The organism is Allokutzneria oryzae (assembly GCF_042429765.1).
In the GTDB taxonomy this organism is placed as follows: domain Bacteria; phylum Actinomycetota; class Actinomycetes; order Mycobacteriales; family Pseudonocardiaceae; genus Allokutzneria; species Allokutzneria oryzae.
On the sequence record NZ_JBHLZU010000005.1, the window covers coordinates 84,224 to 107,237 of the forward strand.

Annotated in this window: 24 protein-coding genes; 14 read left to right on the plus strand and 10 right to left on the minus strand. The window is 70.4% G+C overall.

Going from position 1 to position 23,014, the window contains the following annotated elements; genetic code table 11:
- Positions 1-143: 143 nt before the first annotated feature.
- Together ACFFQA_RS05730 and ACFFQA_RS05735 are read right to left on the minus strand one after the other, a co-directional pair.
- A complete protein-coding gene (locus tag ACFFQA_RS05730; protein WP_377850574.1) occupies positions 144-1,283 on the minus strand; it encodes an MFS transporter in 1,140 nt (379 codons plus the stop codon).
- Positions 1,280-2,197, minus strand: coding sequence for a PAC2 family protein (locus tag ACFFQA_RS05735; RefSeq protein ID WP_377850575.1), 918 nt, complete (start codon positions 2,195-2,197; stop codon positions 1,280-1,282). Before ACFFQA_RS05735 ends, ACFFQA_RS05730 begins: the two co-directional genes overlap by 4 nt.
- Before the next feature lie 143 nt (positions 2,198-2,340).
- Here ACFFQA_RS05735 and metH point away from each other — a divergent pair, with 143 nt between their 5' ends.
- The 8 genes from metH (at position 2,341) to ACFFQA_RS05775 (ending at position 10,797) form a co-directional block, all read left to right on the plus strand.
- Positions 2,341-5,916 carry a methionine synthase gene (gene metH / locus ACFFQA_RS05740; RefSeq protein WP_377850576.1) on the plus strand — a complete coding sequence of 1,192 codons (3,576 nt, stop codon included), beginning with the start codon at positions 2,341-2,343 and terminating at the stop codon, positions 5,914-5,916.
- A 10-nt stretch (positions 5,917-5,926) separates the two neighbouring features.
- On the plus strand, positions 5,927-6,607 hold the full coding sequence (locus ACFFQA_RS05745; RefSeq protein ID WP_377850577.1) for an HAD family hydrolase: 681 nt from the start codon (positions 5,927-5,929) through the stop codon (positions 6,605-6,607).
- Positions 6,608-6,674: 67 nt separating this feature from the next.
- Positions 6,675-7,076 (plus strand): hypothetical protein, encoded by a 402-nt coding sequence (locus ACFFQA_RS05750; RefSeq protein WP_377850578.1) that lies wholly within the window; start codon positions 6,675-6,677, stop codon positions 7,074-7,076.
- Positions 7,076-7,663, plus strand: coding sequence for a DUF3558 domain-containing protein (locus ACFFQA_RS05755; protein WP_377850579.1), 588 nt, complete (start codon positions 7,076-7,078; stop codon positions 7,661-7,663). Before ACFFQA_RS05750 ends, ACFFQA_RS05755 begins: the two co-directional genes overlap by 1 nt.
- Before the next feature lie 246 nt (positions 7,664-7,909).
- On the plus strand, positions 7,910-8,311 hold the full coding sequence (locus ACFFQA_RS05760) for a hypothetical protein (protein ID WP_377850580.1): 402 nt from the start codon (positions 7,910-7,912) through the stop codon (positions 8,309-8,311).
- 11 nt (positions 8,312-8,322) lie between these two features.
- On the plus strand, positions 8,323-8,898 hold the full coding sequence (locus ACFFQA_RS05765) for a DUF3558 domain-containing protein (RefSeq protein ID WP_377850798.1): 576 nt from the start codon (positions 8,323-8,325) through the stop codon (positions 8,896-8,898).
- Positions 8,899-8,901: 3 nt separating this feature from the next.
- The gene (locus ACFFQA_RS05770; RefSeq protein WP_377850581.1) at positions 8,902-10,098 is read left to right on the plus strand and encodes a hypothetical protein; all 1,197 of its coding nucleotides are present in this window, start codon (positions 8,902-8,904) and stop codon (positions 10,096-10,098) included.
- A 3-nt stretch (positions 10,099-10,101) separates the two neighbouring features.
- Positions 10,102-10,797, plus strand: coding sequence for an ESX secretion-associated protein EspG (locus ACFFQA_RS05775; protein WP_377850582.1), 696 nt, complete (start codon positions 10,102-10,104; stop codon positions 10,795-10,797).
- Here ACFFQA_RS05775 and ACFFQA_RS05780 read toward each other — a convergent pair.
- Positions 10,775-11,335, minus strand: coding sequence for a GrpB family protein (locus ACFFQA_RS05780; protein WP_377850583.1), 561 nt, complete (start codon positions 11,333-11,335; stop codon positions 10,775-10,777). The genes ACFFQA_RS05775 and ACFFQA_RS05780 overlap by 23 nt on opposite strands.
- Before the next feature lie 275 nt (positions 11,336-11,610).
- Between ACFFQA_RS05780 and ACFFQA_RS05785 the strand changes: the two genes are divergently transcribed.
- On the plus strand, positions 11,611-11,874 hold the full coding sequence (locus ACFFQA_RS05785) for a phosphoribosyl-ATP diphosphatase (protein WP_377850584.1): 264 nt from the start codon (positions 11,611-11,613) through the stop codon (positions 11,872-11,874).
- 19 nt (positions 11,875-11,893) lie between these two features.
- Positions 11,894-12,742 (plus strand): ATP phosphoribosyltransferase, encoded by an 849-nt coding sequence (hisG, locus tag ACFFQA_RS05790; protein ID WP_377850585.1) that lies wholly within the window; start codon positions 11,894-11,896, stop codon positions 12,740-12,742.
- A gap of 15 nt (positions 12,743-12,757) precedes the next feature.
- Here the strand turns inward: hisG and ACFFQA_RS05795 are convergent, their stop codons facing one another.
- Positions 12,758-13,957: a galactose oxidase gene (locus ACFFQA_RS05795; protein ID WP_377850586.1), complete on the minus strand. Its 1,200-nt coding sequence runs from the start codon at positions 13,955-13,957 to the stop codon at positions 12,758-12,760.
- A gap of 82 nt (positions 13,958-14,039) precedes the next feature.
- Entirely contained in the window at positions 14,040-14,795 is a 756-nt protein-coding gene (locus ACFFQA_RS05800; RefSeq protein ID WP_377850587.1) for a YlbL family protein, read from the minus strand.
- A gap of 160 nt (positions 14,796-14,955) precedes the next feature.
- On the opposite strand from ACFFQA_RS05800, the gene ACFFQA_RS05805 reads away from it, so the two are divergent.
- Positions 14,956-15,960, plus strand: coding sequence for a LacI family DNA-binding transcriptional regulator (locus ACFFQA_RS05805; protein ID WP_377850588.1), 1,005 nt, complete (start codon positions 14,956-14,958; stop codon positions 15,958-15,960).
- A 20-nt stretch (positions 15,961-15,980) separates the two neighbouring features.
- On the plus strand, positions 15,981-17,228 hold the full coding sequence (locus ACFFQA_RS05810; protein WP_377850589.1) for an ABC transporter substrate-binding protein: 1,248 nt from the start codon (positions 15,981-15,983) through the stop codon (positions 17,226-17,228).
- A 1-nt stretch (position 17,229) separates the two neighbouring features.
- Here the strand turns inward: ACFFQA_RS05810 and ACFFQA_RS05815 are convergent, their stop codons facing one another.
- The 3 genes from ACFFQA_RS05815 to ACFFQA_RS05825 all read right to left on the minus strand — a co-directional run bounded on the left by ACFFQA_RS05815 (position 17,230) and on the right by ACFFQA_RS05825 (position 19,193).
- Positions 17,230-17,526: a holin gene (locus tag ACFFQA_RS05815; protein ID WP_377850590.1), complete on the minus strand. Its 297-nt coding sequence runs from the start codon at positions 17,524-17,526 to the stop codon at positions 17,230-17,232.
- Between the two features lie 27 nt (positions 17,527-17,553).
- Positions 17,554-18,156 carry a glycoside hydrolase family 25 protein gene (locus ACFFQA_RS05820; protein ID WP_377850591.1) on the minus strand — a complete coding sequence of 201 codons (603 nt, stop codon included), beginning with the start codon at positions 18,154-18,156 and terminating at the stop codon, positions 17,554-17,556.
- Positions 18,157-18,293: 137 nt separating this feature from the next.
- Entirely contained in the window at positions 18,294-19,193 is a 900-nt protein-coding gene (locus ACFFQA_RS05825; RefSeq protein ID WP_446681671.1) for a RecB family exonuclease, read from the minus strand.
- A gap of 122 nt (positions 19,194-19,315) precedes the next feature.
- On the opposite strand from ACFFQA_RS05825, the gene ACFFQA_RS05830 reads away from it, so the two are divergent.
- Positions 19,316-20,455, plus strand: a complete 1,140-nt coding sequence (locus tag ACFFQA_RS05830) for a site-2 protease family protein (protein ID WP_377850592.1) — start codon at positions 19,316-19,318, stop codon at positions 20,453-20,455.
- A 60-nt stretch (positions 20,456-20,515) separates the two neighbouring features.
- Positions 20,516-21,346 carry a tRNA (adenine-N1)-methyltransferase gene (locus ACFFQA_RS05835; RefSeq protein WP_377850593.1) on the plus strand — a complete coding sequence of 277 codons (831 nt, stop codon included), beginning with the start codon at positions 20,516-20,518 and terminating at the stop codon, positions 21,344-21,346.
- A 66-nt stretch (positions 21,347-21,412) separates the two neighbouring features.
- Here ACFFQA_RS05835 and ACFFQA_RS05840 read toward each other — a convergent pair whose 3' ends face one another.
- Both ACFFQA_RS05840 and ACFFQA_RS05845 read right to left on the minus strand, forming a co-directional pair.
- Positions 21,413-22,366 carry an Rv0361 family membrane protein gene (locus tag ACFFQA_RS05840; protein WP_377850594.1) on the minus strand — a complete coding sequence of 318 codons (954 nt, stop codon included), beginning with the start codon at positions 22,364-22,366 and terminating at the stop codon, positions 21,413-21,415.
- Between the two features lie 37 nt (positions 22,367-22,403).
- Positions 22,404-22,880 carry a hypothetical protein gene (locus tag ACFFQA_RS05845; protein WP_377850595.1) on the minus strand — a complete coding sequence of 159 codons (477 nt, stop codon included), beginning with the start codon at positions 22,878-22,880 and terminating at the stop codon, positions 22,404-22,406.
- Between the last annotated feature and the right edge of the window lie 134 nt (positions 22,881-23,014).

The window sequence follows — 23,014 nt, forward strand, 5'->3', positions numbered from 1 at the left end:
GGCGCTGCACGACCTCACCGTCGTCAGCCACGTCCTCGCCCAGACAGAACGGTGGGCCGAGGCCAGGGAGTTGTTCTCGCACATGGGAAACCGGGCCCACGAGTATCCGTGGTGCTACCCGTGCATGCACGATTCGACGGCCGTCAAGGACTGTCCAGCTCTGGTCGCTGCCGGGGAAGCACCACGGGAGCGCTGACCGCGAGCAGGACGGCTGGCAGAGCGAACGCCGCGCCAGGGCTGAGGTGGTAGACCGGGACCAGCGCGGCGGGGGAGAGCGCGCCGCCGAGGAAGCGCAGCGACTGCAACACCGACACCGCCCCGCCCCGGTTGCCGCCGTGCGAGGTCAGCACGAGCGCGTTGAGCCCGACCAGCATCAGCTGCGTGGCCGCGCCCGCGAACGCCCACGCCAGTGCGACCGTCGGCAGCCAGGGCAGCACGCCGACCAGCAGCACCAGCCCACCCCCGACGACCGCTCCCGCCACCACGCACCGCGTCGAGCCGAAGCGGTCGACGGCCCGGCCCACCGCGCGCGCCGTGAGCAACCCGCACACGCCGAACCCGGTCAGCAGTGCGCCCCGGGTGCTCGCGCCGAGCTCGAAGCCGTCGGTCAGCCTCAGCGCGACCAGGAACGACAACCCGCCGAGACAGCCCCAGCAGAGCATCGCCACGACGCCGGACCGCAGCACCCTCGGCTGCCACGCGCTGCGCAGGCTGGGCCTGCTCGTCGCGGCGGACCGCTCGCCCCCGGGCACGCCGAGCACGGCGAGTCCCATCGCCACGACCGCGACACCGACGAAGGCCCACCGCCACGACACCTCCGCGGTGAGCCCGCCGACCAACGGCGAGAACGTCTGGCCGGCCGCCTGCATCGAGGCGAACCACCCCAACGCCGTGCCCAGTCGCTCCGTGGGGGTGACCGCGGCGACCGCGGACAGCAACAGGGGAGTGGTGAACGCGTTCGCCGCGCCCTGAACCGCTCGTCCGGCAAGGAAGAGCGCCTCCGAACCGGCGAACGCGCAGCACAACGACGCGACCACGTACACCAGGTACGCGAGGACCACCGTGCGCTTCGCGCCCCATCGCTCGCCGTAGGTGCCCGAGACGAGCATCAACGCCGCGAACGGGATCATGTAGACGGTCAGCGACGCCGACGCCGCGCCCGCCGACACCCCGAAGGCGTCACCCAGTTCGGGCAGCATCGCGGTCACCACGCCGCCGCCGAACGGCCCGAGGAACCCGCCCGCGTACAGCCCAGCCGTGCGAACCCGCCCGCCAGCGGTCACATGCCCGAGCGCGGAGGCTCGCCGCCGCCCCACCGTCTGCGCAGGTAGCGCTCGAACTCCGCCGCGATGGCGTCGCCGCTGGCCTCGGTCAGCTTGCTCTCCTGGTCCTGGTCACCGCGCTCCTCGAGGGACCGGACGTAGTCGCGCACGTCCTCGTCCTCCTCGGCCATCTCGCTGACCGTCTGCTCCCACTCCTCCGCCTGCTCCGGCAGCGCGCCGAGCGGGACCTCCACGTCGAGCACGTCCTCGACCCGGTGCAGCAGGGCCAGCGTGGTCTTGGGCGCGGGCGGCTGGGACACGTAGTGCGGGACGGCCGCCCAGAAGGAAATCGCGGGCACCCCGGACTGCACACAGGCGTCCTGGAAGACGCCGACGATCCCGGTCGGGCCCTCGTAGCGCGAGCGCTCCAGCGAGTACCTGGCCGCCGACTCCGCGTCGTAGGCCGTCCCGGTGACCGGCACCGGCCTGGTGTGCGGGTTGTCCATCAGCAGCGCGCCGAGCGTGATCACGGTGGTGATCTCCAGCTCGTTGACGTAGCGCAGCAGCTCGGCGCAGAAGGCGCGCCAGCGCATGTTCGGCTCGATCCCGTGCACCAGCACGATGTCCCGGTCGGAGCCGGGCGGGCGGCACACCGACAGCCGGGTGGTCGGCCACTCGATCCGCCTGGTCACGCCGTCGACGTTCTTCACGGACGGCCGGGTGACCTGGAAGTCGTAGTACTCGTCCGGATCGATCTCGGCGAGCGGCGAGGCGTCCCAGATCAGCAGCAGGTGCTCGATCGCGGTGCTCGCCGCGTCACCGGCGTCGTTCCACCCCTCGAACGCCGCCACCATCACCGGGTTGTTCAGTTTCGGCAGCCCGCCGGGGTCGCCGGAGGCCCGATGCGCGCCGCTCGTGAGATCTGGATCTGTCACCTCGCCAGCCTACGACCCCGGTGTGACAACCCCCTGGCAAAGGGTCGCGCCGGGCGCGCGCATCAACGGCGCTGATCCCACCCAGCGGACGCCGCCGTCGCCGTCGTGGGCCGCGCCCGGAGGCTCCCACTACGCTGGGCCGTATGGCTGACCGCGTCACATCGCCGCTGCTAGACGTCCTCGACCAGCGAATTCTGGTTGCCGACGGTGCGATGGGAACGATGCTGCAGGCGTGGCCGCTGTCGCTGGACGACTTCCAGGGACTGGAAGGCTGCAACGAGGTCCTCAACGTCACCCGGCCCGAGGTCGTCGCCTCGGTGCACCGCGCCTACTTCGAGGCGGGCGCCGACGCGGTCGAGACCAACACCTTCGGCGCGAACTGGGCCAACCTCGCCGAGTACGACTGCCCGGAGCGGATCTTCGAGCTGGCCGAGGCGGGCGCCAGGATCGCCCGCGAGGTGGCCGACGAGTTCGGCACCGCCGACCGGCCCCGGTTCGTGCTCGGCTCGATCGGCCCCGGCACCAAGCTGCCCACCCTGGGCCACGTGCGCTTCGCCAAGCTCCGCGACGCCTACCAGGGGCAGGCCAAGGGCATGCTGGTCGGCGGCGTCGACGTGATGCTGGTGGAGACCTGCCAGGACCTGCTGCAGACCAAGGCCGCGATCATCGGCTGCAAGCGCGCCATGGCCGAGGAGGGCAGGGCCGTCCCGGTCATCGCCCACGTCACCGTGGAGACCACCGGCACGATGCTGGTCGGCAGCGAGATCGGCGCCGCGCTCAACGCGCTCGAACCGCTGGGCATCGACCTGATCGGCCTGAACTGCGCCACCGGTCCCGCCGAGATGAGCGAGCACCTGCGCCAGCTGTCCAAGCACTCCAGGGTGCCGCTGTCGGTGATGCCCAACGCGGGCCTGCCGCAGCTCGGCCCGGACGGCGCGGTCTACCCGCTCGGCGCGGACGAGCTCGCCGAGGCCCTTGCGGGCTTCGCGACCGAGTTCGGCGTCCGCCTGCTCGGCGGCTGTTGCGGCACCACGCCGGAGCACATCCGCGCGGTCGCCGAGGCCGCGAAGGGGCTCACGCCCGCCGAGCGCAGGCCGCGGCCGGAACCGGGCGCGTCCTCGGTCTACCAGGCCGTCCCGTTCCAGCAGGACTCGTCGGTGCTGATGATCGGCGAGCGCACCAACGCCAACGGCTCCAAGGCCTTCCGCGAGGCGATGCTGGCAGGCCGCTTCGACGACTGCGTGGAGATCGCGCGCGGCCAGACCCGCGACGGCGCGCACATGCTCGACCTCTGCGTCGACTACGTCGGCCGCGACGGCACCGAGGACATGTCCGAGCTGGCCGGGCGGCTGGCCACCGCGTCGACGTTGCCGATCATGCTCGACTCCACCGAGCCGGAGGTGCTGCGCGCGGGCCTGGAGCGGCTCGGCGGCCGCTGCATCGTCAACTCGGTCAACCACGAGGACGGCGCCGGCCCCGACTCGCGGTTCCAGCGGATCATGCGCCACGTCAAGGAGCACGGCGCGTCCGTGGTCGCGCTGTGCATCGACGAGGAGGGCCAGGCCCGCACCGCCGAGTGGAAGGTCCGCGTCGCCACCAGGCTGATCGAGGACCTGACCACCAACTGGGGCATGCGCGTCAGCGACATCGTGGTCGACACGCTGACCTTCCCGATCTCCACCGGCCAGGAGGAGGTCCGCCGCGACGGCGTCGAGACCATCGAGGCCATCCGCGAGCTCAACCGCCGCTTCCCCGAGGTGCAGACCACCCTCGGCCTGTCCAACATCTCCTTCGGCCTCAACCCGGCCGCCCGCCAGGTGCTCAACTCCGTGTTCCTGCACGAGTGCGTGCAGGCGGGCCTGACCACCGCGATCGCGCACTCCTCGAAGATCCTGCCGATGGCGCGCATCCCCGACGAGCAGCGCGCGGTCGCGCTCGACCTGGTCTACGACCGCCGCCGCGAGGGCTACGACCCGTTGCAGCGCTTCATGGAGCTCTTCGAGGGCGTCAGCGCGTCATCGGCCAAGGCATCCCGCGCCGAGGAGCTGGCCGCGCTGCCGCTGTTCGAGCGGCTGGAGCGGCGCATCGTCGACGGCGAGCGCAAGGGCCTCGAAGCCGACCTCGACGCGGCACTGGAACAGCGGCCCGCGTTGCAGATCATCAACGACACGCTGCTCGGCGGCATGAAGACCGTCGGTGAGCTGTTCGGCTCCGGGCAGATGCAGCTGCCGTTCGTGCTCCAGTCCGCCGAGGTGATGAAGACGTCGGTGGCCTACCTGGAGCCGCACATGGAGCGCACCGACGACGACGGCAAGGGCAAGCTGCTGCTGGCGACCGTCAAGGGCGACGTGCACGACATCGGCAAGAACCTGGTGGACATCATCCTGTCCAACAACGGCTACGACGTGGTCAACATCGGCATCAAGCAGCCGATCAGCACGATCCTGGACGCCGCCGCCGAGCACAGCGCCGACGTGATCGGCATGTCCGGCCTGCTGGTGAAGTCCACCGTGATCATGAAGGAGAACCTGCAGGAGATGAACTCCCGCGGGGTGGCGCGGCGGTGGCCGGTGATGCTCGGCGGCGCCGCGCTGACCCGGTCCTACGTGGAGAACGACCTCGCGGAGATCTACGAGGGCGAGGTCCGCTACGCCAGGGACGCCTTCGAGGGCCTGCGGCTGATGGACTCGATCATGGCGACCAAGCGCGGTGGCGGCGAGCCCACGCTCTCGCCGGAGGAGCGGGCCAAGGCGGCCGAGCGCAAGGCCCGCCACGAGCGCTCCCGCCGCATCGCCGAGGAGCGCAGGGCCAAGGCCGCCGAGACCGAGGAAGACCCAGCGGACGGCCGCACAGCGCTGAGATCGGACGTGGCCGTCGACCTGCCGCTGCCGACGCCGCCGTTCTGGGGCACCCGCGTAATCAAGGGTGTCCCGCTGGCCGACTACGCGGCGCTGCTGGACGAGCGCGCGACCTTCCTCGGTCAGTGGGGCCTGCGCGGCAGCCGCGGCGGCGAGGGACCCAGCTACGAGGAGCTGGTGGAGACGGAGGGCCGCCCGCGCCTGCGCTACTGGCTGGAGCGGCTGGCCACGGAGAACATCCTCCAGCACGCCGCGGTGGTCTACGGCTACTTCCCGGTGGTCGCCGAGGGCAACGCCGTGCACGTCCTGACCGAGCCCCGCCCGGACGCCCCGGTGCGGCACACCTTCGAGTTCCCGCGCCAGCGCCGGGACCGCAGGCTGTGCATCGCCGACTTCTTCCGCCCCCGCGACCTGGCCCTCCAGGCAGGCGAGGTGGACGTGATGCCGTTCCACCTGGTCACCATGGGCCAGCCGATCGCGGACTTCGCCAACGAGCTGTTCGCCAAGGACGCCTACCGGGACTACCTGGAGGTGCACGGCCTCGGCGTGCAGCTGACCGAGGCGCTCGCGGAGTACTGGCACAAGCGCATCCGCGAGGAGCTGGTCTGGCCGGACGGCGGCACCGTTGCCGGTGAGGACCCCGAGAACGTCGAGGACTTCTTCAAGCTCGGCTACCGGGGGGCCCGCTACTCGCTGGGGTACGGCGCCTGCCCGAACCTGGAGGACCGCAGGAAGCTGGTGGACCTGCTGGAGCCGGGCCGGATCGGTGTGGAGCTCTCCGAGGAGCTCCAGCTGCACCCCGAGCAGTCCACCGACGCCTTCGTCCTGCACCACCGCGAGGCGAAGTACTTCAACGCGTAAGGAGATCACCGTGAACCGACCGTCCACTGTGGACGGCCCGGCGGCCGTGCTGTGGGACATGGACGGCACGCTGGTGGACTCGGAGAAGATCTGGGACATCCCCCTGGCCGAGCTCGCGGTCCGCCTCGGCGGCCGGTTGTCGGAAGCCACCAGGGCGGCCATGGTCGGCTCCAACCAGGAGCGCACCCTCCGGCTGCTCTTCGCCGAGGTCGGCCTGCCCCCGGAACCGGAGGCGCTGGCCGACGCGGGCCGGTGGCTGACGGCGCGCACGGGCGAGCTGTTCACGGCGGGCCTGCCCTGGCGCCCGGGCGCTCCGGAGGCGCTGCGCGCGGTCCGCGACAGCGGGGTGCCCACCGCGCTGGTCACCTCCACGGTGCGCGAACTCACCGAACTCGCCCTGGAGTCCATCGGCCGCGAGCACTTCGACATCACGATCTGCGGCGACGAGGTCACCGACCCCAAGCCGAACCCGGAGCCGTACCTGACGGCGGCGACCCGCCTCGGTGTGGACATCACCCGCTGCGTGGTCGTGGAGGACTCCCCGACGGGCGTGGCCGCCGGAGTCGCGGCGGGCGCGACCGTGCTCGTCGTCCCGTGCGACGTGCCCGTAGAGCCGGGAGAGCGCCGCGTCTTCCGCGAATCCCTCGTGGAAGTGGACATCTCCGTGTTGTCGGCGGTTCTGTCCCGCTGACGCGATTCGCCCCTGCTGTCCTCGTGTGATTCTGTGGGTTGCGGGGACGCAAAGCGGGGGTGGGGGAATGGCGGGGTCAGGCTCTGGGCAGGGCGCGTCGGAATACGAGGTTGCGGAGATACCGCAGGTCAACATCGGTAGCGCGCCCGCGGGAGGCGGTTACACAGTCGACCCCGAGCGCGCGCCGCGCTTGATCCAGGCCCTGAAGGACGCGCGCAGCATGCTCGGCGAACTGCGTGACCGTCACGAGGATCTTAGGTACATACCTAAGCCTGACGGTGATCCCTTCAGCATCGCCGCAGCCGATGCCGTGCGACGGATGCTGGGCAACGAGCCCGGTGGATACGAATACGCGAACCGGTCGGCGCGTGACCAGTTGACCGCGCTGATCGACAAGTTGGAGGCGTCGCTGAAGGTGTACCGGGACAACGAGGAACGTAGTCGTCGCAACTTCACGCGGGGGGTGTGATGCGTCGCTGGCTGCTGTGCTGCGCGCTGGCAACGGTTGTGGTGTCGGGATGCAGTTCTGTCGGTGTGGAACAAGCGCCGCCGGAAACCGGAAGCGCTGACAGTACGACTCCTCCGGAAATCACACAGCCCGCACTCACCTTTGGTCGATTCATCTCTGACCCTTGTCAGCTCGTGTCACGTGAGCAGTTGGCCACGATCGGGATCATCGCGGACCCAGGTAAGGCGACTACGGAAGTCATCGGACCCGAATGCTCGTGGGAAGCCGACAAGACCACCGACACCGGTATCGCCGTGATCCTGATGACCAACTCCGCTGGCCTCGACTCGGTGTACATGACCCGAGCTGAGGGCTACTTCGCGGAGACGCGGATCGGGAACTACCCAGCGGTGAACACCGACAACAAGAAGCCAGTCGGTCGCACGACGCCGTTCGGTGACTGCTCCACGGCTGTGGCGATCGCGAAGTCGGTGGCGTTCAGGGTGACGGCGCACGCGTACAAGCCGAACCCGGACTACGAAGAGCCGTGCAGGGCGTCGGACCGGGTGGCGAACTGGGTGTTGGAGACGCTGAAAGCGGGGGCGTGACCGGTGCCCACCTTGGTGTCGAGGGAGGCGTCGTCCACGGGCTGGGAAGCGGAGACGATCTCCGCCTAGTTGCGCTGACGTACTCGGTTCCCGAGACCCTGCCGAAGCAGGTCACTGCCAGACGCGGTGAGAGCTCGAGCCGGAATGGGCCGCAGGGATCTGCTGACTGTTCCGTCCTCCGTGATTGGCCGCTTCTGTCCTGGTGTGATTCTGTGGGTTGCGGGGAGCGCAAAGCGGGGGTGGGGAATGGCGGGGTCGGGTTCTGGGCAGGGCGCGTCGGAATACGAGGTTGCGGAGATACCGCAGGTCAGCATCGGTAGCGCGCCCGCGGGAGGCGGTTACACCGTCGACCCCGAGCGCGCGCCGCGCTTGATCCAGGCCCTGAAGGACGCACGCAGCGAGCTTCAGGAGGTCGGCAAGCGTCGTGAGGACCTCAGGTATGTGCCTAAGCCCAATGGTGACCCGTTCAGCATTGCCGCAGCGGAGGCGGTGCAGCGGACGCTCGGGGACGAGCCCGGCGGATATGGTTACGCGAATCAGCGCGCACTCAACCAACTGAGTGTCCTTATCGACAAGCTGGAGGCGTCGCTGAGGGTGTATCGGGACAATGAGGAACGAAGCCGTCGCAAGTTCACTCGGGGGGTGTGATGCGTCTTCGAATGGTGTGCGTGCTGGCAATATTGGCGCTTTCTGGCTGTGCTCCGACGAGCTCCGGACAGGCGACACCAGAAACCAGGAGTGCCGACAGTGCAATCGCGCCTCCGATCACTCAACCCGCACTGTCCTTTGGGCGGTTCACTTCCGAACCGTGTCAGCTTGTGCGGCGTGAACAACTGGCCACGATCGGTATCGTGGCGGATCCCGGCAAGGTGACAACGGAGATCATCGGACCTGAATGCACGTGGCACGCTGACAAGTCCAATGACACCACGATCGCGGTCACGTTGATGGTCGACTCTGCTGGTCTGGACTCCGCGTACATGTCTCGGAACGACGGGTACTTCGCGGAGACCCGGATCGGCGGCTATCCGGCGGTCAACACCGACATCAAGAAGCCGCCAGCTGGCCGGACGACTGCGTTCGGAAGCTGCTTCACCGCAGTGGGAATCGCCAAGTCGGTGGCCTTCAGGGTGTCCGCCCACGCGAGTGTGCTGCACCCGGACTACGAAGAGCCGTGCAGGGCGTCGGACCGGGTGGCGAACTGGGTGTTGGAGACGCTGAAAGCGGGGGCGTGAGCGGTGTTCACCAGGGTGGTCGCGGGGGAGGCCCGGCCTGCGGGCTGGGACGCGGAGACGATCTACAACTGGTTCCACAAGCACCGGGGGCCGCAGCCCACCTACTCGGCCGCCGAGGCGGTGCTGAAACAGATCATCGACAAGCACGACAAGGTCAACGAGATCCTCAAGAAGGGGATCGAGGAGTCGCGAGCGGTGTGGACCGGGCAGGCCGCCGACGCAGCACGGGGTGGGATCAGCCCGATGGTCGCGTGGGCCGACCAGGTCAAGCAGGTGGCGGACAACGCCCAGGGGCAGATCACCGCCATGCGGGACGGCTACCTGCGTGCCAAGAACGAGGTGGAGCCGCCTCGGCCCACTCCGGACCCGAAGAATGTCAGTTTCGGGTTCATGGGCTCCGGTGCCGCTGACTTCGTCAAGGAGATGCAGCGCTGGCAGGCGAACCAGGTGCACAACATTCGCGTTGTCGAGGGCTACGGGAGCAACACCAACACCGCGGTTCAGACCTTGCCGCAGTTCGGTGCGCCCGACGGGGTCGATGGTGCCGTGAAGCCCGCCGAGCAACCGCCGCGTGATCCGGGTGGTCCGCCGATCGGCCAGCCCCGTGACCCGCGTGGCGGTGGTGGTCGTGGTGGCGGCGTGGTCGGCCACGGTGGCAGCGAACAAGGCAGTGAACAAGGCAGCGCGCACGGCGGCGAGCAGGGCGGCGAGCAGGGCGGGCGGTCGGAGAGCGCCGCATTCGAGCCGCCGCGTCCCGGCCAGAGCGGACAAGGCGGGCCGCTGCCCTGGCAGCCCGAGCCGGGCGCTCAAGGCGGCACGGGGCAGGGTGGGTTCACCGGAGCGGTCGGCGGCCCAGGCTTCGGCGGCGCGGGCGTCGGAGGGGGTGCGGGCGGCGGTGCGGGCGGCCGGGCCGGTGGCCTCGGCGGAAGAAGCGGGACCGGAGGGGCACCCGGAAGCGGGGCCGGTCAGGGTGGACGCGGCGGAGTGGGGGAGAGCAGCCGTGGTGTCACCGGCGCCGCGTCGGTCGCGAGAGCGCCGGGGAAGCCTGGGATGCCCATGGCCGGGCCGATGGCGGGTGGGCAGGCGAACAAGACCGAGGACGACGAGCACCAGCGGCCGTCGTGGCTGGTGGAGGTCGACGACGTCTTCACCAACGACATGCAGAAGGTCGCGCCTCCGGTCATCGGCGAGGAGTGCTGACGGATGCGCGTGACGATCTCCGCGCTGGCTTTCGACGTGTTGTGGCAGCACCACGCGCTCGGGGAGAAACCGCCCGCGCTGGCGACCGTGCCCTCGCCGGGCGCCACCATGGAGGAGCGGCGCGAGCTGGAACGCCGGGCGTGGCGCGAGATCCAGCCCTTGGGCGTCAACCTGACCGCGGCGATGTCGTTGCTGCGCAAGCCACCCGTGGAGTACTTCGGGTGGTTCGGCGGAGTCGACCGGAGCTGTTCGGCGCACGTGGCCGTGGTCGGCACGGCCGCGCTGCTCGTGGTGGTCGCCCAGGACCAGGTCACGCTGGAGACGGTTCCCGCCGCGCTGGCGGCCGAGGCACTGGTCTCCGCGCTGCCGCCCATGCCACCAGGACGTGGTGGGTTGTTCTCGGTGCCCGAGAAGCCGGTCGCGCAGGACTCGCTGCTGGTGCGCGTGCATCCCGAGGACGCCGACGTGCGGCGTTGTCGTCAGCTGCTGGAGCAGCCGAGGACCGGTGCCGGGTTCTTCGTCTCCGCGACTCGGGACCGGACCGGCCGTCGCCGCACCTCCTCGGCCGCCGTGCACTACTTCGACACCGGTGGCGGCCGGTACCTGTGCGTGCGGCAGGCCGGGGCCGACGGAGCGCCGTGGCTGCTCGTCGGCCCGGCCGCGGCGGGTGACCTGGTCAGCCGCCTGCGCGCCGCGTGATCTCCTGGATGACCTCGGTCTTCGCGTCGGCGTAGTTCTGGACGTACTTCCACGTCCTGGTCGCCAGCTCGCGTTTGGCCCGCTCGTAGAGCTCGCGGTCCTCGTCGTTGGCCCGGAGGTGGTCACGGAAGCGGGTCATCCGCTCGATCTCCGGGCAGCCCTCGGTGAACACGTGCATGTTGATGTTGGTGTCGGGGCCCTTGAACAGCCGGTGCTCGAACCATTCGGGCTCGCGGACGCGCAGCACGTAGCCTGCCGCCTCCAGCCGCGGCACGTAGCTCGCCTCGTCGCTGGAGTCCCGCACGGCGACGCTCATGTCGATGATCGGCTTCGCGGCCAGGCCCGGCACCGAGGTCGAGCCGGTGTGCTCCGCGAGCACCAGGGTGTCGCCGAGCACCTCACGCAGTCGTCTCACCTCGCGCTCGTAGAGCTTCGGCCACTCGGGGTCGTACTCGGCCAGGGTGATCGTGGCGTTGTGCGTGGGGTCGCCGCCCACGTTGGCTTTCAGGATCTCTTCGTCGGTCAGGGGAGCGGACATCGTCGTGGTTCCTTCCTGAAGGCAGTCGGCCAGAATATCAAGTGCCGCGCCTCCAGGAGTGCCGCCAGGCTCGTCCCACGAGCATGAACAACCAGCCGCTCCGAGCAGGCCCCAGAGCGCCTGGTCGGCCACATGGGCGAGGGCAGCAGCCAGTGCCCCGCTGACCGCCGAAGAGGTCATCAGCGCCGTCTGGGTCACCGGAAAGGGGGCCGCTCCGGGTGAGGCCGACCACCCGGGGCGGCCCCCGCGGGTTTCAGGATGAAAGGATTCAGGGCGTGAAGACGTTCGACGGGTTGTTCGCCGAGCTGGCCGAGCGGGCCGCCACCAGACCGGAGGGGTCCGGAACGGTCGCCGCGCTCGACGCCGGTGTGCACGCGCAGGGCAAGAAGGTGCTGGAGGAGGCGGGCGAGGTCTGGATCGCCGCCGAGTACCAGTCCGACGAGCAGCTGGCCGAGGAGATCTCGCAGCTGCTCTACCGCCTGCAGGTGCTGATGATCGGCCGCGGCCTCACCCTCGACGACGTCTACCGCTACCTCTAGACCCACCGGGAGAAGACCAATGTTGCGTGTCGCTGTGCCCAACAAGGGCACACTGGCCGGCCCCGCCTCCGAGATGCTGACCGAGGCGGGTTACCGGCAGCGGCATGAGCAGCGGGACCTGACCGTGCTTGACCCGGTCAACGAGGTCGAGTTCTTCTTCCTGCGCCCCAAGGACATCGCCATCTACGTCGGTTCCGGCGAGCTGGACCTCGGCATCACCGGCCGCGACCTCGCGCAGGAGTCCGGGGCTCCGGTCGCCGAGGCGCTGTCGCTGGGCTTCGGCTTCTCCACCTTCCGCTACGCGGGCCCCGGCGAGCGCGAGTGGAAGGTCACCGACCTGGAGGGCAGGCGGATCGCCACCGCCTACCCCCGCCTGGTCCGCAACGACCTCGCCCGGCACGGGGTCAGGGCGGCCGAGGTGATCCGGCTCGACGGCGCGGTGGAGATCTCCATCCAGCTCGGGGTCGCCGACGCCATCGCCGACGTGGTGGGCTCCGGTCGCACGCTGCGCCAGCACGGGCTCGCCGCCTTCGGTGAGGAGATCTGCCGCTCCGAGGCGGTGCTGATCGAGCGCGCGGACTCCCCGGCCTCGCCGGAGAAGTCCCAGCTCGCCGGGCGCCTGCAGGGCGTGGTGTTCGCCCAGCAGTACATGATGCTGGACTACAACTGCCCGCAGGACCTGCTCGACGCGGCCGTGGAGATCACCCCGGGGCTGGACTCGCCGACGATGTCGCCGCTGGCCGACCCGCAGTGGGTCGCGGTGCGCGCCATGGTCGCCCGCAAGGAGGCCAACCTGGTGATGGACCGGCTGATCGCCTTGGGCGCCAAGGCGATCCTGGTCTCCGACATCCGCTCCTGCCGCCTCTGAGACCGATCAGGACGGTCAGGACAGTCGCAGCACCTCCGGGGTTCGCACCCCCGGCCTGATCTCGCCGCTGACCACGACGGGGCGCTGGTTCCACAGCACCGCCGGAGTGGTCGCGGGCGGCGGGCCGGGGAAGTGCCCGGCCGTGCGCCACGAGTCCCGCGCGGGGTCGTAGCGCAGCATCTCCGTGGTGAACCCGGTGTGGTGGTCGTAGACCCAGGTGATCACGTCGTTGTGCTCGTGCCATCCCGGCGAGTTCTTCGGCTCCCGGTCGCGCAGCGCGGTCTGCTCCTGGATCAGGTTCCACCGCGCCAGGTCGCGGTCGCCGCCGAGCACGAGCAGCCCGTCGCCGGTGGGGTAGGCCAGGCCCGCCGTCACGCACCACGGCAGGTCGGCGATCCGCCGCCAGGAGCGCTGCCGGGGCGTGTACGCGTAGGCGTCGCGGTGGAACTGCCAGCCCGCTGCGGTCTGCGAACGCCCGCTGAGCAGGTAGAACCGTCCACTGTGGGCGGCTCCGACTGCGACCGAGCGGGGATCTCCCGGCCACGCGGGCAGGCTCTGCCAGCCGCCACCGGGGTGGGCCAGGTCGAGGGCGTAGAAGTCCGCGCCCTCTGCCACGTGCACGACGTCGTCGACGATGCCGGCCACTGCGTAGGACATCGTGCGCGGCAGCGCGGGAAGTCGCTCCTGCTCGATCATGCGGCGCCTCGGGTCGAAGCGGAGGTAGAAGACGTCGGCGAACTTCTGCACCGGAGCGAGCGCGGAACCGTTGGGGCCACCGGGAAATCCTTCGCCGCCGAGCACCAGCACCCCGCGCGCGGTGCTCAAGCAGGCCGCATAGGCGATGCTGTTGGGCAGCGTGAACGTGGTCGGTAACCAGGAACCGCCGGGGTCCATGACGAACACGTCGTTCCAGTAGACCTTGCCGAGGGTGTTCGCCCGGTTCGAGGTCTTGGCCGGTTCGGGGAAGTTGGCGCCACCCGCTGCGATCAGGTGCCCGGCGTGGACCCCGGCGATCGGCCCCGCGAGTCCGAGCTGGCGCCAGTACGGCGCGCCGACCGGGACGGCCGGGTGCCAGGCGGTGGAGTTCGGCGGCACCGGTGCCAGCCGCGTCCACTCGGAGGTGGCCGGACCGGCGGCCGCCGTGCCCGGGACGAGGGGCAGGGCGGAGGCGGCCGCGAGGCTCGTCGCGAACGTGCGCCTGCTGAGCTCGGCCATGCGGCCCTCCCGAGACATAGGACGTGGGATGTCCGGCGGGCAGCACGGTAGGCGCTCGTGGCGGTTCAGGGCAAGGGGCCGGTCAGCAGCCGGGAGCGTCGCGGCCCGCGGCGAGCGCGGTCAGCGCGTCGACCGCCTCGGTCAGCGTGGAGACCCGCACCAGCCGCAGTCCGTCCGGGACGGTCTGCGTGGCCTCCTTGCAGTTGTCCGCGGGGGAGAGGAAGACGGTCGCGCCGACCTCCTTGGCGGCGATCATCTTCATCCGGATGCCGCCGATCGAGCCGACCTTGCCGTCCTGGCTGATCTCGCCCGTGCCCGCGACGGACATGCCGTGGAGCAGGTCGCCGGGAGTCAGTTTGTCCACAATGGTCAGTGCGAACACCAGTCCGGCGGAGGGTCCGCCGATGTCCTTGATGTTCACCGTGACCCGGATCGGGGACTGCGGTTTCAGATACGTCCGCGCGGCCGCCTCCGCGACCGACTGCGAGCCGGTGAACGCCTGCGCGTTCTCCTGCTGCACCTGCTGGAAGGTCTTGTCGGCGGGGAAGATCTGCTCGCGCGGGGCGAGCGCGAACCTCGGGGAGAGCCACATCTGCGCCGCGTCCAAGAGGGTCAGCTCGTCGGTGACCGAGACGGTCGGCATGAACAGCCTGCCCGAGGTGGGGTAGGTCTGGGCGCCGGCGACGTCGATGACCGGCTTGCCGTCCACGGTGCCGAGGGTGTCCCGGATCTCGCCGGGGCCGAGCGCCACGTACGGCACCACCAGGGTGGTCGAACCGAGGGCGAGTCCCGCGGCCAGGAACGCACTCAACACCAAGGTCACGACGCGGCGGCTCACGGTCCACACGCTACAAGCACCGCCGGTGAAGCCCGTGTCGAGTTGGCAGTAAGCGCTTGCACGAGCATGACCAAAGCGCCATCCCGTAGTTGTCAGTGTCGTGCGATCACATGATGTAAGCGCTTGCATTGGTGTTGCCTCGCGGTCTAGCGTGTCCGGCGTGGCCACCATCGACGACGTCGCCAGGCGGGCCGGGGTCTCCACCGCCACGGTCTCCCGCGCCCTGCGTGGCCTGCCGAACGTGGCCGAGGCGACAAGGGAGCACGTGCGGCGGGTCGCCGCCGAGCTGAACTTCGCCGCCTCCCGCTCCGCCTCCAGCCTCGCCTCCGGCCGCACGAACACCGTCGCGATCGTCGTCCCGCACGTGACCAGGTGGTTCTTCGGCAAGGTGATCAGCGGTGCGGAGGAGGTCCTGCGCACCGCCGGCTACGACGTGCTGCTCTACTCCATCTGCGACGCGCGGGCGCGCGAGCGGTTCTTCGCGAAGCTGCCGCTGCGCGGGCGTGCCGACGCCGTGCTCGTGCTCGCCCTGCCGGTCACGGCGGAAGAGGTCGGCCTGCTCGAAGGGCTCGGCGTGCCGGTGGGCCTGGTCGGGCACCGCGCCCGGGGCCTGATCTCGGTCGGCATCGACGACGAGGCGGGCGCGCGGTTGGCAGCGCAGCACCTGGTCAACCTCGGGCACAAGCGGATCGGGCTGATCACCGGCGACGACGACCCGCTCCGCTTCACCACGCCGAGGACACGCCGCACCGCCTTTCGTGAAGTGTTGCGCGCCAACGGTTTGCCTTCCGGTCCGGAGCTGGAGGCCGAGGGCGGCTTCACCTTCGCGGGCGGTGAGCGCGCGATGACCGAACTGCTGTCGAGGCCGTCGCCGCCCACGGCCGTGTTCGCCATCTCCGACGAGATGGCGGTCGGGGCGATGAAGTCGTTGCGCCGACACGCTCTCGAACCCGGCAGGGCCGTCTCGGTTGTCGGGTTCGACGACCACGAGATGGCCGAGGTGCTCGACCTCACGACCGTGGCGCAGCCCGTCGCGGAGCAGGGCAGCACCGCCGCGTCCCTGCTGCTCCGGCAGGTGAGCGGGCACCGTCCCGACCGGCCGGAGCGAATCGTGTTGCCGGTAAGGCTGATCGTCAGAGGAACCACCGCGCCGCCGTCGAGCTGACAAGCAGAACGGGAGCAACGATGCCCTCCACCGCTGTTCGACTCACCGCACTCGCACTTGCCGCCACCGCGCTCACCAGTTGCGCGCCCGCGGTCGGCTCCATCCCCACGCTCGCCGTCTACAAGTACCCGCAGGAACACTTCCAGTCCATTGTGGATAACTGCAACGAGCGGGCGGCCGGGCGCTACAAACTGGTCTACCGCAAGCTTCCCCGCGAGGCCGACGGTCAGCGCGAACAGCTCGTGCGCAGGCTCGCCGCCGAGGACGAGGACATCGACATCATGGGGCTGGACGTCACGTGGGTCGCGGAGATGGCCGAGGCTCGGTGGATCAGGGAGGTCCCCGCCGGGGTGCGTGAGGAGATCGAACGCGGAACGCTGGAGATCCCACTGGAAACCGCGCGCTGGAAGGGAAAGCTCTACGGGGCGCCGGACAACACCAACGTGCAGCTGCTGTGGTACCGCTCCGACCTGGTGTCAAAGCCGCCGGCGACGTGGACGGAGCTGCTGGCCGTGGCGGGTGAGCTGAAGCGCCAGGGCAAGCCGTACTACGTGGAGGCGCAGGGCAAGTCCTACGAGGGGCTGACCGTGCTGGTCAACACGCTGGTGAACTCCGCGGGCGGCAGCCTGGTCAGCGCGGACGGCCAGAAGTCCACAGTGGACGATGGAGCGATGGAAGCGTTGCGGCAGCTGAAGGAGATCGCCGCCTCGCCGGTGGTCAACCCGGCGTTCGCGAGCAGCGCCGAGGACGAGGGCCGGCTGGCCATGCAGGCCGGACGGTCCGCCTTCATGGTCAACTGGCCCTACGTCTACCCGGCGATGCGCTCGCAGAACCCGCAGCTGTTCCCGCACTTCACCTGGGCGCCGTACCCGAGGATCTCCGCCGAGGATCCCGCGAGGGTCACCGTCGGCGGCATCGACTACGCCGTCAGCAGCTACTCGCGGTACCCGGCCGAGTCCTTCGACGCCGTGCTGTGCTTGCGGAACAAGGAGAACCAGCGCATCGGAGCGGTCGAGGGCGGCGTCCCGCCGACCCTGGAGTCGGTCTACGACGATCCGGGCATCGCGGAGTCGGTCCCGATGAAGGACGCGATCCTGAGCACCCTGCGCCAGTCGAGCACGCGCCCGAAGGTGCCGTCCTACCAGACGGTCTCGTCGATGATCTCCACCCTGCTGGCCAACCCCGCGCGCCTGGACCCGGCCGCCGCGGCGGCCGGGCTGCGCACCGCGATCCAGGACGCCCTGGACTCCAGGGGCGTCATTCCCTGACTCAGGTCATCGGTCCCGGCGAGGGCGTCCGGGTGTCGGGCGGCGTCGTCGACAACACCGCCGCCCCCGCCGCTGGCGCGGTCCTGACCAGGCTGGGGCTGTTGTGCTCACCCACCGTCGCCGACCCGATGGAGGTGAGCACGGACAGCACCGCCGCCATGCCCGCCGCCGAGGCCGCCGCGCCCCACGGTGCGTCCAGGAGGCCGACGGAGTTGGCCGCGAGCACCGCGACCGCCGCCTGCGCGAAGGTCTTGATCGCGCGCTCAAGCGTTCCGAGCCAGAACAGTTTCGTCCACATAGGAGTGTCCCTTCTCCCGTTGTGCCGCTACCGCTTCAGGTCGTCGAGCTCGACCATGCACAGGTTGAGGTCGACGTAGCCGTCGATGCCAGGCAGCCTGCCCTCGTCGGTGTACTGGTGCGCGCACACCTTGTCGGTGAGGTAGCCGGGCTGGCCCGGCGGCCGCCCGTAGTGCGCCACCCACAGCCGGACGTCGTCGTCGAGCCAGTGGTCCGGGTTGAGCTTGTCTTGGAACCAGCTGGTGCTCGCGTAGACCACCATCTGGTTCCGGCCGGTGATCCGGCGCGTCTCGGCGATGAACACCCGCACCCACTCCGCGAGGTCGCCGCCGTTGTCCCGCTCGATGTCCAGGCAGGGCGGCAGGTTCCCCTCCCCGGCCAGCCCGCGCGCGTTCAACTCCGTCGCGAAGTGCTCGGCGTCGGCCTCCGGCGGGTTCGTGTCGGGGCGGGCGAAGTGGTAGCCGCCGATGGTGAAGCCGACCGAGCGCGCCGCGTTCACATGCGCGTCGAAACGCGGGTCCACATAACCGATTCCCTCGGTCGCCTTGATGTAGGCCCACTCGTACCCGGCGTCGCGGACGCCGTACCAGTTCACGTCCTGATGCCGTGAGACATCGATTCCGGAGCTCATAGTCTTCCTCCCCCGGGACACCTGGCTAACGGCTTCTCCGTGCCATTCATGGATACCTTGGCACTGATGTCGCCGAATACCGCCTACCGAGGGGAAAGCCTGCACTTTCGCGCGAACGGACGTGATCGGTGTTCGTGTCAGTCCGCCCGGTCTGCCAGTGTCTCCGTGCCCGCGTCGGGCTCCGGCCAGCCCGGATAGTCCGGGGGTGTGCCGCCGAAAGCCGGGCAGAGCGCTTTGTGGTCGCAGTAGTCGCACAGTTTGCCCGGATTGGGGCGGAAATCGCCGGTGCGGCCCGCGCGCAGGATCGCCTGCCAGATCGCGTCGAGAGTTCGCTCGAAGCGGACCAGCTCACCCTCGTCCGGGGTGTAGGCCAGGTTCTGCCGGTCGGAGAGATACATCAGCAGCAATTGCCTCGGAACCACTCCGCGCAGCCGCCACAGCACCAACGCGTAGAACTTCATCTGGAACAGCGCCTTGGCCTCACCGATTTCCCGGGGCGCCGCACCGGTCTTGTAGTCCACGACGCGGATCTCGCCGGTCGGGGCGACGTCGATGCGGTCGATGTAGCCGCGCAGCAGCACGCCGGAGGACAGCTCGGTCTCCACCAGCTGCTCGCACGCCTCGGGTTCGAGGCGACGCGGGTCCTCCAGCACGAAGTAACCGTCCACAAGGGACTTCGCCGACTCCAGCCAGCTGACCAGCTCCGGGTCGTCCGCGCCGGAGAACATCTCGGCCAGCTCGGGCCGCTCGGCGAGCAGGTCCACCCACGACGGCTCCACCAGGTCCTTCGCGGTGCCGGGCACCCGCTGCGCCGCGGGCATGCCGAACAGCCGCTCCAGCACGGAGTGCACCACCGTGCCGCGCACCTGCGCCCTGGTCGCCTTCTCCGGCAGCCGGTCCACCGCGCGGAACCGGTACAGCAGCGGGCACTGCTTGAAGTCGCTGGCCCGCGACGGCGACAGCGCGGGCCGCCGGACCGGCCGCAGGGACCCGCGCTCGTCCGGGGCAGCCCCGGAGGCGCCGTCGGAACCCGTCACTGGAGGGTCGTTCGCGATCTCCGCCACGCCTGGCACCCTAGGCCAGCCCACCGACAAGACCGGTCAAGCCCCACCGCGCGCCAACACGGCAACACAACACCGTGACCCCTAGGCTGCTGCGCGTGACGACCGCCGGAGGCTGGAGCGCACCGAACAGCGGCAGGGGCGGACTGCTCCTGGCGCGGGTGTCCGGTGTCCCCGTCCTGCTGGCGCCGTCCTGGTGGCTCTTCGCCGTGCTGGTGGTGCTGTTCTACACGCCGCTGGTCGGTCTGCTGCTGCCCGGCAGCCCGCTGTGGGTGTCGGCGTCGCTGGCCGCCGTCTTCGCCGTGCTGCTCGCGGTCTCGGTGCTGCTGCACGAGCTCGGGCACTGCTTCGCCGCGCTGCGCCTCGGTCTTCCGGTCCGCCGGGTGCGGCTGCAGATGCTCGGCGGTGTCTCCGAGGTGGTGCGCACCCCTTCGACTCCCAGCCACGAGGGGATCGTCGCCGCGGCCGGGCCGGTGGTGTCGCTGCTGCTGACCGGGGTCTTCGGCCTCGGCCTGCTGCTGTCGGAGCCGGAGACCGTGGCCTGGGTGCTGCTGCTCCAGGCCACCATCGCCAACGGCGCGGTGGCGCTGTTCAACCTGCTGCCCGGCCTGCCGCTGGACGGTGGGCGGATCGTGCGGGCCGCCGTCTGGGGCGCCACCGGGCACCGGGGAGCCGGGACGCGGGCCGCGGTGATCGGCGCGGGCCTGGTGGCCGCCGGGCTGGTGTGGTGGGCCGTGCGGGGCCTCGTCGACGGCGGGCCGGACCAGTGGCTGCGGCTGGGCGTGTGCGTGCTGATGGCGGTGTTCGTGGTGATGGGCGCCAGCTCCGAGTACGCCGCCGAGCGCCGCACCGGCTGGCCGCCCGGCCTCACCCTGGCCGAGCTGCTGCGCCCGGTGCTGCAGCTGCCCGCGGAGAGCCCGGTCGCCGACGCGCTCGCCGCGGCCGCGGGCCGGGGGGTCGTGCTGGTGCGCGCCGACGGGATCGCGGTCGGGCTGCTGGACACCGCCGTCGCGGAGCGGCTGGCCGCTGCCCAGCCGAACACCCCCGCCGAGCAGGCGGCCGAGCCGATCACCGCCGAGACCGTGCTGCTCGCCGCCGACTCCGGTGAGGAGGTCGCCGAGCGGGTGCGCACCACCGCCGCGTGGCAGTTCCTCGTCGTTGACGAGGACGGCAGGCCGAGCGGGGTGCTGCGCCGCGAGGACCTGCTGGCCGCGCTGGGCTCCGCTCGCGGCCGCTGAGCACGCGTCTGCGACGATCGTGCGCCGACAGCACGCACGTCCTCCCGGAGGTAGACAGCAGTGAGCAGGACCAGTGGCCCGTTCCAGCCCGGCGACCGGGTCCAGCTCACCGACCCGAAGGGCCGCAAGTACACCGTGGTGCTGGAGGCGGGCAAGGACTACCACACCCACCGCGGCGCCATCGCCCACGACGACCTGATCGGCAAGCCCGAGGGCAGCGTGGTCACCTCGGTCGGCAACACCCAGTTCCTGGCGCTGCGGCCGCTGCTGGCGGACTACGTGCTGTCCATGCCGCGCGGCGCCCAGGTGATCTACCCCAAGGACGCGGCGCAGATCGTGATGTGGGGCGACATCTTCCCCGGCGCGCGGGTGCTGGAGGCCGGGGCCGGGTCAGGTGCGCTGACCTGCTCGCTGCTGCGCGCGGTCGGGGAGAAGGGCCAGGTCACCTCCTACGAGGTGCGCGAGGACCACCTGGAGCACGCCGAGCGCAACGTGCAGCGCTTCTTCGGCGAGCACCCGGCCAACTGGGACCTGCACCTCGGCGACGCGGCCGAGTACTCCGGCGAGCAGCTGGACCGCGTGGTGCTGGACATGCTCGCCCCGTGGGACATGCTGCCGATGATCCGGGAGAACCTGGTGCCCGGCGGCGTGCTCACCGTCTACGTGGCCACCACGACGCAGCTGTCCAGGATCACCGAGGCGCTGCGCGAGCAGACCTGCTGGACCGAGCCGCAGTCCTGGGAGACGCTGATGCGCCCGTGGCACTCGGTCGGGCTCGCGGTCCGCCCCGAGCACCGCATGGTCGCGCACACCGCGTTCCTGCTCACCGCCCGGTTGCTCGCCGAGGGCGTGACCGCGCCGAAGCCGCAGCGCCGTCCCAGCAAGGGCTGAGCCACCCCGGACACCACGAAGGGCGCCCTCTCGGGAGCGCCCTTCGTGGTGTGTGACCGACCCGGGTCAGCTGGTGGGAACCGGGAGGGTGAGCGACGGCATCGGCGGAAGGGTGAGCGACGGCATCGACGGCAGGGTGAACGACGGACGCGGCCGCGTGGTGGACGGCGCCTGGCTACCGGACGAACCGCCGGAGCCCGAACTGGTCTTGAAGATGCCGCACACCTTCCAGTCGCCGTTCTCCATGATCACGTCGATGTCCTGGTCCCTGGTCTTCGGCTCCTTGCCCTCGGTGATGGTCTCCTGGCCGACCTTGACCTTGCGCGCGGTGTCGCCTTCGCCGATGACCTCCTTGACCACGTACTTGTAGGTGGTCTTGGGGCGCGGGCTGGTCGTGCGCGTGCTCGGCGTCTGGGTCTTCTTGCGCTCGACCACCTTGTCGTACTGGGTCCGCAGGGCGGTCATGTCCGCCGCGCACGTGAAGGCCTCGAAGTCCGCCGGGGTCATCTCGGCGGTCGGGTCCTCGGAGTTGTCCAGCTTCTCGTAAGCCCGGAAGAAGCTCTCCGCGGCCGCCTTGGGGTCGCTGCCGGAGAACAGGAAGTACGCGCCGATGCCGCCGCCGACCAGCACGACCACCGCGACGACGATGCCGATGATCAGGCCGGTGCGCTTCTTCGGGCCGCCGGGCGGGGTGCCGTAGCCGTCGTAGCCGGGCGGCGGGCCGTAGGGACCCTGCGGGCCTCCGGGGCCGGGCTGGCCCTGCGGCGGGTAGCCGTAGGGACCCGGCTGGCCGGGCTGACCGGGCTGGCCGGGCTGACCCGGGTATCCGCCCTGCTGGCCGGGGTAGCCACCGGGCTGCTGTCCGCCCGGGTATCCGCCCTGCTGCTGGCCGTAGGGGTCCTGCGGCTGGTTGAAGCCACCGGTGTTCGGCGGCTGCTGACCGTAGGGCTGCTGGCCCCCTCCGCCCTGGTTGTAGGGGTCGGGCTGGCCGCCGTAGGGCTGCTGGGGTGGGTAGGTCATCACCGTTCCTGTTTCACTCGTCGCTCACTGCCGGACATCAGCGGTCACCGCTCGGGCCGCCCAGGTTGCCGAGCAGGCCGAGCCCCCTGGTCACACCGCAGATCCGCCAGCCCCCGTCCTCCATGACGAGGTCGTACTTCTCGGTCACCGGCCGGGAGGAGCCGCTGACCCGCATCTGGAACGTCGCCGTCCCGGTGTCCCCGTCGGCCGTCACCGCGGTCACGGTGGCGCTCTCCGGGGTGAACAGGCCGGAACCCGCGCCGAGCCCGAGGCCCTTCGCCAGCTCGCCGAGGCCCTTCGTCACCTGTTCCATCGCCTCCATGGCTGTCCTGTCCTTGGCGCACACCAGCTTCTTGTCGCTGCCGTCCGCCTTGGACAGTGCGGCGGCGTAGGCCTCCGCGACCACCCGAGGATCGTCCTTTTCGGAGCCATTGAGCACGAAGACCGAGGTCACTGCCACTCCAGCGGCCAGAAGCGCGCCGCCGACCGCGATCCACGGCCACGTCCGCCGCACGGGTTGTGCGTGTTCGGGACGTCGCGCTCCGTGATCAACTACGCCCGGTCCGATCGGGGGAAACCCTTGGGGCTGTTGGTGTTGCCAGCGCATGCCGACCGATCCCTGCTGCTGGTGACTTCCCAGCTCGGACG

What these genes read in the sequence shown, in the direction of transcription:
- ACFFQA_RS05820 (WP_377850591.1), bottom strand. Translation starts at nt 18,156, where the DNA reads ATGAGCTCCGGAATCGATGTCTCACGGCATCAGGACGTGAACTGGTAC.
- ACFFQA_RS05780 (WP_377850583.1), bottom strand. Translation starts at nt 11,335, where the DNA reads ATGTCCGCTCCCCTGACCGACGAAGAGATCCTGAAAGCCAACGTGGGC.
- ACFFQA_RS05810 (WP_377850589.1), top strand. Translation starts at nt 15,981, where the DNA reads ATGCCCTCCACCGCTGTTCGACTCACCGCACTCGCACTTGCCGCCACC.
- ACFFQA_RS05760 (WP_377850580.1), top strand. Translation starts at nt 7,910, where the DNA reads ATGGCGGGGTCGGGTTCTGGGCAGGGCGCGTCGGAATACGAGGTTGCG.
- ACFFQA_RS05750 (WP_377850578.1), top strand. Translation starts at nt 6,675, where the DNA reads ATGGCGGGGTCAGGCTCTGGGCAGGGCGCGTCGGAATACGAGGTTGCG.
- ACFFQA_RS05765 (WP_377850798.1), top strand. Translation starts at nt 8,323, where the DNA reads ATGGTGTGCGTGCTGGCAATATTGGCGCTTTCTGGCTGTGCTCCGACG.
- ACFFQA_RS05815 (WP_377850590.1), bottom strand. Translation starts at nt 17,526, where the DNA reads ATGTGGACGAAACTGTTCTGGCTCGGAACGCTTGAGCGCGCGATCAAG.
- ACFFQA_RS05755 (WP_377850579.1), top strand. Translation starts at nt 7,076, where the DNA reads ATGCGTCGCTGGCTGCTGTGCTGCGCGCTGGCAACGGTTGTGGTGTCG.
- ACFFQA_RS05795 (WP_377850586.1), bottom strand. Translation starts at nt 13,957, where the DNA reads ATGGCCGAGCTCAGCAGGCGCACGTTCGCGACGAGCCTCGCGGCCGCC.
- metH (WP_377850576.1), top strand. Translation starts at nt 2,341, where the DNA reads ATGGCTGACCGCGTCACATCGCCGCTGCTAGACGTCCTCGACCAGCGA.
- ACFFQA_RS05840 (WP_377850594.1), bottom strand. Translation starts at nt 22,366, where the DNA reads ATGACCTACCCACCCCAGCAGCCCTACGGCGGCCAGCCCGACCCCTAC.
- ACFFQA_RS05775 (WP_377850582.1), top strand. Translation starts at nt 10,102, where the DNA reads ATGCGCGTGACGATCTCCGCGCTGGCTTTCGACGTGTTGTGGCAGCAC.
- hisG (WP_377850585.1), top strand. Translation starts at nt 11,894, where the DNA reads ATGTTGCGTGTCGCTGTGCCCAACAAGGGCACACTGGCCGGCCCCGCC.